The sequence below is a fragment of the Thauera sp. 28 genome (assembly GCF_000310145.2).
Classification (GTDB): Bacteria; Pseudomonadota; Gammaproteobacteria; order Burkholderiales; family Rhodocyclaceae; genus Thauera; species Thauera mechernichensis.
Map to the genome: position 1 here is coordinate 218,118 of NZ_AMXA01000004.1, position 7,456 is coordinate 225,573.

Consider the following 7,456-nt stretch of genomic DNA (forward strand, 5'->3'; position numbering starts at 1 on the left):
TTGGCGTCGGTTCGTGGTGGCGGGCCCTTCGCCTTCAGCGGATCCTGCTCGCCAGGCCGCTGAGCGAGGCGTTGATTGCGTTCAGGCGCGACCCAAGGTCGGCTACCTGGACGACGTCGATCTTGTTGATGCCGTCGCCGAGCGAGCGCAGTCCGGCGCTGATCTCCTTGCCGGTCTGTTCCGCGGCCTTGACGCGGTTCTCCAGCACGGTGACCGCCTGCTTGGCAGTGGCGGCATCCAGTGCCGTGTCCTGCGCCGCCTTCGCGGTCTGGCTGACCTGCTGGGTGACGCTGGCCTGGCGGGCGTAGCCAGCGGCCACGCCGGTGTCGGCGAAGCCCGTCGCGAACTGCATCTGCAGTGCGCCTTGCATCATCGCCTTGCCGTGCTGCATCAGCGTGTCGTTGCCCGGGTTGATGACATTGGCCGCCTTCTCCAGGGCCTTCATGTCGCGGATGCGGCCGAGCACGCCGGCATCGGTCGCACGCTTGTCGAGTTCGCTGACCATGCGGTGCACAAGGTCCGGTACGCGGATGTGGACGTCGAGCAGTCGCGACCAGTCGGGCAGCACCGGATCCACCCAGTCGATGTGGCCGAAGGACCAGTTCGGGATCCATTCGCGGAAATTGACCTGAATGGTGGCGACGCCGCGTGTCGGGTCAGGCGAGGTGGCGACGGCATCGGGCTTGGCGAAGGCCATCACGGTAGCGCGGTAGTGGCGCCATTCGCCCGGGTTGAGGCTGATGCCGCCGATGATGCGCCCTCCGGTGTACTGGTCGATGTAGGCATCGGCAAAGCCGCGCACGCTGCGGTTGCCTTCGTACATCGTGCTGATCGAGCGGAAGGCCATCTGCGCTTCCGGGTCCTGCGGCGAGGCGGCCTCCTGCAGCACCCGCATCACGGTCTTGCCGCTGTTGCCGGCCTGGGCCTGGAGCACGCCGGCAAAGGCCGCTTCGGTGCTGGCAGTGATGCCCTTGGTGAAGTGCGAGCGCAATTGCACCCGCACCTGGCCGGCGTTGTTGAACTGCACCGCGAGCGCGTTTTCCTCGGCGTTCTCGCGCACGATGAAGCCGGGTACGGCGCGCAGCCGGCCCCAGGTGGTGACGATGTCGAGCCAGGGCCGTGGCTCCGGCAGCGGGCCGCCATCGAGCGCGGTGGCGGTGAACACCAGTTCGGCGACCTGGCCGACGAGGTAGTGTTCGTTCGTCGTGCTCACCCTGAGCAGGTAGTTCTCGCGCAGCGGGGCGGTCTCGGCATCGATGCGTGCGACCACTTCGTCCAGGCCTTCGAGCGGCGCGACGCGCGCTGCGAGCTCGGCGATCGCGGCCTGCACCTCCGTTGCCAGTGCAGCGACGTCGGCCTGCACGTCCTGCAGCCCGGTGTCGAGGGCCTCGATCTGCGCGCCATAGGCGCCGAGCACGCTGACGAGCGCATTCCAGTCTTCGGCCCGGATCAGGTGGCCCGCCGCCTTGCCGCCAAGCCCGTCGACGATTGCCTTGGCTTGTTCCAGGGTCATGATGTGCTCTCCTTGACGATTCTGCCTTCGACCATCAGTTGCAGCGGCACCCCGGCCGGGCGGGCGCGCTCGACCAGCTTCCACACCCGCTCGATGAGCGCCGGGTCGGCGGCGGCGTCGGGCTCGGGCAGGCACAGTCGGATGCGGATGCCCACCGCCGGGCCGTCCGGCAGCAGCGCCCACAGCCGTGCCGAGGGCGGGTAAGTGAAGGCGAGGTGGTCGAATTGCCCTTCGCCCTCGGGGTCGGCGACGAAGGTTGGTGCGCTGCGAAAATGCCCCGGCAGCACAGCCTTGCGTGCCGGCGCGGGAAACAACTGGCCCTCGGTCGACCACCATGGGCTGTCTCCTGCGGGGGGCGCGGCGGCGGTGGCTAGTTGGAGGTAGCGCCAGCGCTCGTCGCTGCGGCCGCTGGGCGGCGGCAGCAGGGGCGCGACGCCATCGACCACGCGCAGTTCGTCCGCCTTGATGCGCAGGCGCAGTTCGGCCGGCGGCACCTCCGCATGTGCGCTGAAGCTGCCCGCGGCGGCATCCCACTGGCCGAGTTCGGCACGCACGCCCGGGGTGAACAGCACGGCGGAGATGTTCGCGTCGGCCCCGGCGCCCACGGCTGCGTTGCGGCGGTCAGCCAGCCCGGGGTCGGCGAAGCGCCGCTGCACGGCGTCCCAGCGCAGCCAGCGCGCCTGGTCGCGGTCGTAGCGCCAGTGGCCGCGCGGCATGCTGGTGAAGTCGCTCGGGTAGGCCGTGTCTGCTCGCCCCTCCGCCAGCCAGGTGCCGGCTTCGGTATCGTGGCGTGCGAGGTCGCGTCCGTCGTAGCGGAACAGGCCGTTGTCGGCGGCGATCCACAGCATGCCGCGTTCGTCCACCACCAGGCTGCGCACCGCGCCGATCAGCTCGGGGAAGGCCTCCAGCCGCGTCCCTTCGCCGTCGGCGACATGCCAGCGCGCCAGGCCCTCGGCGCCGCCCAGCCACAGGCTGCCGTCGGCTGTCGCCGCCAGTATGTCGAGCGGCGGCAAGGGGCTGTGCAGGCCGGCGGCTGCGGCAGGCTCGGCCTGCCAGTCGGGCAGGTGCTCGGAGACTGCTACGCCTTCGTAGCGCCAGCACCGTCCCTGGCGGAACATGAAGAGCGCGTCGGCGGTGGCGACCAGCTCGCGGTCGTGGTCGATGAGGAAGGTGTGGATGTCGAGACCGACATGGCGGCGTTCGATCGCCGGGTGCTCTCCGGGCTGTTCCAGATCGAGCACGCTCAGACCGTCCGCGCCGCCGGCGTAAAGCGTCGATCCATGCGTGGCCAGCGCGCGCACGGCGCCGTCGATGCCGTCGACGGCCTGCCAGCGCAGGCCGCCGGCTTGCGGCCACAGCCGACAGCGGAACAGGCCGGCATCGGTGCCCAGCCAGGCCGAGTCGCCGGCGCAGCACAGGGCAAGGTAGGGGCCGTCGGGTGCGTCGGCCTCGATCGCCGTGAAGCTGCTGCCGTTGAAGCGTTGTACGCGCCAGGTCTGTTGCGTGCGCTGGCGCGCCCACAGGCTGCCGTCAGGGGCGGCCGAGAGGCTGAGGATGCGCCCTGCGGGCAGGCTGGCGGCCTGTTGCCAGGGGCCGTTGGCCGAGGGGTCGCGGCCGGCGTTGGCGGCCGATTCCGCTGCGCTGGCGAACAGGTGGGCGTCGCGCGCCAGCCAGCCGCGCCGGGTGGGCGTCAGGCGTAGTGCCTGGTCGGGCGCCAGTGTGCCCGTCCATGCCAGGCCGATGCCGACCGGGTGGGTGCCGGGGGTGTAGCGCTCGATCATCGGCGTTGCCGTGGCGGCGCAGGGCGGGTCGGCGGCAATGCCGGCGAGGACGAAGCCGGGGGTCGTCGGGGCGTCGAGCCGCCAGCGTGCGAGCGGGGCGATGCGGTCGCCTTGCTGAACCGTGGGCGGAGCGGTCAGCGCGCGCACCCGGCGCAGCACGACCACCGGTTCCTCCAGTGCGAAGCGGCTGCGCTGGCGGGCGAGCGGCGCCGCCATGTCCTCGGGCAGGGCGGCATCGACCAGGCGTTGCAGCGCATCGGGGGTGGTGAGCCCGAGCCGCCAGGCGTCGACGATGTCGGGCAGGCGCTGGCGGTATTCTTCGACGTTCTCGCGCAGGCTGGCGGGCTCCTGCCAGGGCGGCAGATCGAGCAGCGCGCCGATGCGGGCGAGGTCGCGGACCCAGGGGTAGCGCTGCAGTTCGGCGCGGTCGCGCGGCTCGCGCACGTTGGCGGCAGGCAGGCCGCGTTCCCGGCGGTCGGCCTGGTAGTGGCGCGCCCACAGTGCGGCGTCCGCGGTGTCCCACCAGTGCGCGCGCAGAACGTTCTGAAGTTCGGCAGCGGCTTCGCCCTGGGCTGCGGCCACTGCGGCCAGCCAGTCGGCGAGCAGGCCGCCCTCGTCGTGCTGCGGACGCCACAGGCTGGGCAGCAGCGCCAGCAGGCGCTCGTGCTGGCTGGCGTAGGCCGGATCGCGTGCGCTCATGCGGGCCTCCGAGGGTGGGTGGCGTGGCGTGCCGGGGGCGTCCTCATGGCGCATCCTTCGGCTTCACTTCGACCACGATGCCGGCGAGTGACAGGCGTTCGCCGGTGGCGAGTGCGAAGCCCGGGGCAGTGGGGCCGTCCAGCACCTGGCTGAGTGCGTTGGGGCGGGTGAGCACCCAGTGCACCGTGTAGGGGGCGACGTCGGCTGCGCTGGCACCCGCCGTGCCGGCGAGCTGCTGGGCCAGTGTGGCGCTGCTCCAGCCCGCATGCGGGAGCGGCAGGAGGCGGCTGAGCCGGCTCCAGTCGAGCACGCGCTTGGCATCGTCGCTGGCGTTGCCGGCTGCGGCGAGCTCGTTGAGCGCGGCGATGGCGGCCTCGGTGGCGCTGCTCAGCCTGGCCTGGTCGGGGATCGCGGCGCTGCGCGGGTAGCGCAGCACCAGGCGCAGGGCGGTGGCGAGCGCCGGGTCGACGATGCGTACTTCGCCCAGTTCGGTCGATAGCGAGGCCAGGTTCAATACCCCTTGCGCGCTGTCGAGCACGTCGGCGCCGTCCGCGTGGGCGGCCGTGATGCGCACGTCGTCGACGCCGTCGACGCCGATCGCAAGCCCGACCAGGCGCGTCAGGCTGCCGTCGCTGGCCAGCGGCAGGTGGGCGAAGTAGTCGGCGTAGCGCTTGCGGATGCTGTCCTGGACCGCGCGCAACTCGGTGTCGAGCAGGCCCGGGGCGGTGGTGAGACGCAGGTCGAGCGTGATCTTGGCCGGCGGGCTGCCGTCATGGATGTGCACCTGCACGCCGGCCGGGCGCGCGCTGCGCACGGCCTTGTCCAGGCGGGCGCGGTGGTCGGGGTCGAGCACGCCCTGCAACTGGATATCGACGCGGCCGGGCGAGGGTTCGAGGATCTCGGCGCGCAGGCCTTCGGCGGCCACCGCGGCTTCCAGCGCGCTGCGTGTGCCGCGTGCCGAGCCGGCAAGAAAGCGGCGCGCGCGGCTGCGCAGTTCGTCGTCGTTCTCGTCGCGCTCCTGGCGTGCGGTGGCGGCCGGATTGGTGACCGCCTCGACGCCGGCGATCGGGCGCACCATCAGCACCAGGCTGTCGGCACCAAGGGCGTCGTTGGCGGCGACGAGGTCGCGTGCGGCGACCTTGGCCGCGGCCTGGCCGTCGACCAGGGTGAGGTCGGCGGTGGTCTCGTACTCGATTGCACCGTCAGCGGTGGCCACCCGGGTGCCGGCGGGGATGGTGATCTCGCCCGCGGTGTTGCGTGCGCGGGTAAAGCGCAGTTCGCCGCTGTTGCGCCCTGCGCGTACGCGGCGGATGCCGAGCAGGCCCACGACGTGGTCGAGCGCTCCGCCGCTGGCGGTGTCGAGAAAACCCGCACGGTAGACCGTTTCCATCTGTGCATACAGGCCGGCAGTCTCGAGCGCGACGGCTTCCATCAGCGTGCGCACGACCGAGCCGGGATAGAGATCGTTGACGCGCATTTCGCGCTGGCGCGGCAGGTAATGCACCTCGAAGGCCGTACCCTCGTCGGGGCGGGCACCACCTGGCCGCCATTCGAGTTCGGCGCCGTCGGCCGACAGGGCGTAGTCGGCATCGGCGGCGAAGCGGTAGGTCTCGCCGTTGTGCGCGCCCCACACCGCGGTGATGCGGTCGACTGGCGGGCGTTCCAGTGCATGGCGGTAGGGTTCGCGCGCGGCCTTGGCCGGCGGATAGGGGTGGGCCTCGCCGCTCACGCCGCCCAGCAGGCGGTTGAGTAGGCTTTCGGCCACTTCGGGATAGGTTTTGCGGCGGAAAGACATGGCGTCCTCACACGGCAAGTTCGATGGAGAAGGGGCCGATCGTCACCAGTTCGGTGGCGGCGACCGGCTTGACCCGCAGCAGCACATCGACCGTGGAGCGGCTGCCGGGCGAGGGCTCGACACGCAGCTCGGCCACCTTGTCGATACGCGGTTCGGCCTTCAGCGCCTCGAGGATGAAGAGCCGCAGCAGGTTGCGGCGCGGGCTGTCGTTCTCACGCCCGATCAGCTCGTGCACGCGCGAACCGTAGTCGGGGTGGCCGAGCGCGGCGAGTTCGCCACGCGGTGTGAGCAGGCGCAGGATGACGGCCTGGGCGAGGTTCTCCAGGCCGTCGCGGGCGACGAGGTCCCAGGCCGAGCGCGGCCGCCGAGCAGTTTCGCTGGGGCGGTACACCGGACGCAGCTCTCGATGCACCGCATGGATGGCGATATCGCACAGCAGGTGCGCAGTGGAGGGAGGGCGGAAGCTGGGCATGGCGTTCATCCGATCAGGACCGTGCCGCTGGCGATCACGCTGCCGGCGGGCAGGTCGGCTGGGTCGTTGCAGGTCTGCGCCATGTCGCTCATGCGCGCCGCCGGTTTGCCGTTGATGTGCACCGTGGATGAGCCGGCGAGGATGGTGGCACTGTTCGACGGCGGTGTCTGGAACGGACCACCGGCCGGGATGTGGCCGGGCGTATTGGTGGCGGTCGAGTCCTTGGTGGCGGCGGCCTTGCCTTCGATGAGCACGTCGGCCGACAGGCCACCGTCGAGCGTGCCGACGAAGGGGCTGGGCAGCGGTGTCGGCACCGGGCCGCCGGGACTGGGCAGCATCACGATGTGGATGTCGGTGGCGAGGATGCGGTCGCCTTCTTTTGCGGCTGGCAGGCTCATCGTCGCGTCTCCCTCGTCAACCTAGTTGATCTTGACCATCGCGCCCTTGAGCACGAGGTTTCCGCCAGCCTCCAGCGTGGCGTCGCCGTCCGCCTTGAGGCGTAGCCTGCCCGCGGCGGAGACATCGAGATTGCCCGGGGTGTCGATCTGGACGCCGCCGCCACCGTCGATGCTGATCGTGGTGTCGGCGACCTGCAGCCGCATCACCGGGTCGTCGTCCTGGACCTCGAGCTTGAAGCGCTCGCCCATCAGGCTGACGCTGAAGCCCTGCGGCGACGACTGGCGGATCTCGACGCGCACGCCGCCATCGCGGGCGTCGGCACCCGAGGGCAGTTGCAGCACCCAGTCGTTTTCGCTGTTGTCGGGCGGCGTGTCGGCCTCGTTGTAGAGCGTGCCGCACACCACAGGGCGGTTGAGCGCGCCACCGACGAAGCTGAGCAGCACCAGGTCGCCGACCTCGGGCAGGCTGGCGAAGCCCTTGCGCGGGGTTGCGACCGGAACCTGGCGCAACACCAGCTCGGTGTCGCGCAGCACCACGTCGGCACTGTAGGCACCGCCCCCCGATGCGGCCGGGAATACCGCCTGCACGATGCCGATCTCTGTCTGGCGGCGGCTGGCGAGTTCGCGCCGGATCATCTGCTGGATGGTGTCGTAGAGCGTGCTCATGCCGGCACCCCCGTCGCCCGGGTGATGAAGCCCCGGCCGGGCTCAAGCCGGTGCGTCACCGCCACCGCGATCCAGTCGCCGTCGCCGCGCCCGCCGGGGCAGCCTTCGAGCCTGAAGGGGCTGGCGATCTCC

At 71.3% G+C, this 7,456-nt stretch carries 6 protein-coding genes; all 6 read right to left on the reverse strand.

All coding sequences use genetic code 11. The features are described from left to right. Positions 1-34: 34 nt before the first annotated feature. From C662_RS05595 to C662_RS05620, 6 genes are read right to left on the reverse strand one after another with little or no spacing between them, the layout of a single operon-like run. On the reverse strand, positions 35-1,513 hold the full coding sequence (locus C662_RS05595; RefSeq protein WP_002925965.1) for a hypothetical protein: 1,479 nt from the start codon (positions 1,511-1,513) through the stop codon (positions 35-37). Beyond that, positions 1,510-3,993, reverse strand: coding sequence for a hypothetical protein (locus tag C662_RS05600; RefSeq protein ID WP_002925968.1), 2,484 nt, complete (start codon positions 3,991-3,993; stop codon positions 1,510-1,512). Before C662_RS05600 ends, C662_RS05595 begins: the two co-directional genes overlap by 4 nt. Before the next feature lie 43 nt (positions 3,994-4,036). Continuing rightward, entirely contained in the window at positions 4,037-5,788 is a 1,752-nt protein-coding gene (locus C662_RS05605; protein WP_002925970.1) for a baseplate J/gp47 family protein, read from the reverse strand. Between the two features lie 7 nt (positions 5,789-5,795). Beyond that, positions 5,796-6,260 carry a GPW/gp25 family protein gene (locus tag C662_RS05610; RefSeq protein WP_002925972.1) on the reverse strand — a complete coding sequence of 155 codons (465 nt, stop codon included), beginning with the start codon at positions 6,258-6,260 and terminating at the stop codon, positions 5,796-5,798. 5 nt (positions 6,261-6,265) lie between these two features. Continuing rightward, entirely contained in the window at positions 6,266-6,658 is a 393-nt protein-coding gene (locus tag C662_RS05615; RefSeq protein ID WP_002925974.1) for a PAAR domain-containing protein, read from the reverse strand. A 21-nt stretch (positions 6,659-6,679) separates the two neighbouring features. Then, positions 6,680-7,324 carry a phage baseplate assembly protein V gene (locus tag C662_RS05620; protein ID WP_002925976.1) on the reverse strand — a complete coding sequence of 215 codons (645 nt, stop codon included), beginning with the start codon at positions 7,322-7,324 and terminating at the stop codon, positions 6,680-6,682. Between the last annotated feature and the right edge of the window lie 132 nt (positions 7,325-7,456).

Excerpts from the sequence above, each read along its gene's own strand:
- C662_RS05595 (WP_002925965.1), bottom strand. The coding sequence starts at position 1,513 with ATGACCCTGGAACAAGCCAAGGCAATCGTCGACGGGCTTGGCGGCAAG.
- C662_RS05600 (WP_002925968.1), bottom strand. The coding sequence starts at position 3,993 with ATGAGCGCACGCGATCCGGCCTACGCCAGCCAGCACGAGCGCCTGCTG.
- C662_RS05605 (WP_002925970.1), bottom strand. The coding sequence starts at position 5,788 with ATGTCTTTCCGCCGCAAAACCTATCCCGAAGTGGCCGAAAGCCTACTC.
- C662_RS05610 (WP_002925972.1), bottom strand. The coding sequence starts at position 6,260 with ATGCCCAGCTTCCGCCCTCCCTCCACTGCGCACCTGCTGTGCGATATC.
- C662_RS05615 (WP_002925974.1), bottom strand. The coding sequence starts at position 6,658 with ATGAGCCTGCCAGCCGCAAAAGAAGGCGACCGCATCCTCGCCACCGAC.
- C662_RS05620 (WP_002925976.1), bottom strand. The coding sequence starts at position 7,324 with ATGAGCACGCTCTACGACACCATCCAGCAGATGATCCGGCGCGAACTC.